This is a genomic window from Kitasatospora sp. NPDC004799 (assembly GCF_040609095.1).
Classification (GTDB): domain Bacteria; phylum Actinomycetota; class Actinomycetes; order Streptomycetales; family Streptomycetaceae; genus Kitasatospora.
The window spans coordinates 1-1,794 of sequence record NZ_JBEXJK010000743.1 but is presented as its reverse complement, the minus strand read 5'-3'; the positions used below and the strand labels follow the sequence as shown (position 1 = coordinate 1,794).

Sequence of the window (1,794 nt, the reverse complement as noted above, 5' to 3'; positions counted from 1 at the left end):
GTCGCGATCGCCGGAGCGATCGCCCTGCAGACCCTCTTCCTCGGCATCAGCGCGCTGTACGAGGACCGCGTCAGGCCGCTGCCCGCCACCGGGCCGTACCAGCAGTCGGTCACCTTCCCCGGCGGCGCGCCCACCGCCGACGCCCTCGCCGACCGACTCGCGCACACGGCCGGCGTCAAGGCCACCGCGGCGTACACCGGAATGTTCCTGGAGAGCGACGCGGTCAAGTCCTGGCAGCTGCCCAGGGTCCGGATCGCCTCCTGCGCGGTGCTGCGCGGCTTCGCGACCCTGCCCGACTGCAAGGACGGCGACGCCTTCACCGTCCAGGGCCCGACCGAGCGGCCGGACGCCGACCCCGTCGCGCCCGGGACGATCGTCCGCCCGGCGTACTTCCGGGGCACCGGCGAACCGGCGGCCTTCCCGCTGCCCGCCGTGACCGCCGCCGTCCCGCCCGTCGAGGACGCCGACCCGAACGGGCGGATCGGGGGCGGCCTGCTGCTCCTCACCCCCGCCGCCGTCCCGGCCGAGGTGCTGCGCGGGCAGCCGGCCACCGTCCTGGTGTCGCTCGCCGACGGCCTGGCGGACCCGAGGGAACAGCTGACCACCGCGGTGATGGCGATCGACCCGCAGGCCCGCACCGAGTTCCCGCTCGACCCCTCGCCCGACTCCACCTACCTCGCCGTCAAGCGCTTGCTGACGGCGGGATCGGCCCTCACCCTCCTCCTGGTCTCGCTCAGCCTCCTGGTCGGCCAGCTGGAACGCTTCCGCGAACAGCGCCGCGTCCTGGGCGTCCTGAACGCCGTCGGCACCCGCCGCCGCGTCCTGGGCCTGTCGGTGCTGTGGCAGACGCTGGTCCCGATGGCCCTGGGCCTGGCGCTGGCGGCCGTCGGCGGCCTGCTGACGGGGGCGGCGCTGCAGTACTCGGCGGGCCTGCCGTTCAGCGCGGACTGGGGCTCGATGCTCGCCATGACGGCGATCGCGGCGGGCGCCGTCCTGCTGACGACCGTCCTCGGGCTGCCGTAACTCCTGCGGCTGATGCGGCCGGAGACGCTGCGCCACGAGTGACGGCGCCGGCTCGGATCAGGGTGGGAGCGCGGCCCGGGCCGCGCTCCCACCCGTCGCGCTGACCCGGGTGAGTCCCAACTGCCAGGAGCCGGCCGCGACGTCGACGCCGTTGCGGGCGCCGAGCTCGCGCCGGACGTCGCCGAGGCGGGTCTTCAGGGTGGAGAGCGTGACGACGAGGGCGGCGGCGACCTCGCCGTTGGTCACTGCTGGTGGACGCGGTGACCGTGGTCGCCGTGACCGCACCGGTCCTCTGGGCCTACGGTGGGAACCGCCTGCGCCCGCCGTCGCCGCCGTCGCCGCCGCCCACCAGCGGCACCGATCGGCCCGGCTCGGCGCCCGGGCGTCGATGACGTACCCGACCGCACGTGAGGGAGACGGGCCCCGAGGCCCGTGCGAAAGGATGCTTCTTGCCGTTCACCCTGTCCCACCCCGCGGCCGTACTGCCGCTGCTGCGGCGGCCGTTCAGCCGGGCCGCACTGGTCGCGGGGGCCGTCGCACCGGACCTGCCCTACTTCGTCGGCACCGCGGGCCTGCCCGTCAGCGCGCAGTCCTGGTACGAGCCCCTCACCAACGCCACGACCACCCACACCCTGCCCGGTGCCCTCACCGTCGGCCTGCCCTGCACCCTCGCGCTGTGGGCGCTGGCCCTGGCCGGCCACCGCCCGCTGGCCGCCGTGCTGCCGCTGCCCGTCGCCCCGGCGCCGGACCGCAGTGCGGGCGTGCTGGTCC

General features: G+C 75.9%; 3 protein-coding genes. 2 read left to right on the top strand and 1 reads right to left on the bottom strand.

The window, feature by feature from the left end:
- Positions 1 to 1,023: ABC transporter permease (locus tag ABZW03_RS40440; protein WP_355269824.1), on the top strand; the 1,023-nt coding region annotated here is incomplete at its 5' end.
- A gap of 57 nt (positions 1,024 to 1,080) precedes the next feature.
- Here the strand turns inward: ABZW03_RS40440 and ABZW03_RS40435 are convergent.
- A complete protein-coding gene (locus ABZW03_RS40435; RefSeq protein WP_355269823.1) occupies positions 1,081 to 1,269 on the bottom strand; it encodes a hypothetical protein in 189 nt (62 codons plus the stop codon).
- A 203-nt stretch (positions 1,270 to 1,472) separates the two neighbouring features.
- Between ABZW03_RS40435 and ABZW03_RS40430 the strand changes: the two genes are divergently transcribed.
- Positions 1,473 to 1,794, top strand: a 322-nt coding sequence (locus ABZW03_RS40430) for a DUF4184 family protein (protein ID WP_355269821.1), incomplete at its 3' end; no start/stop codon positions are given.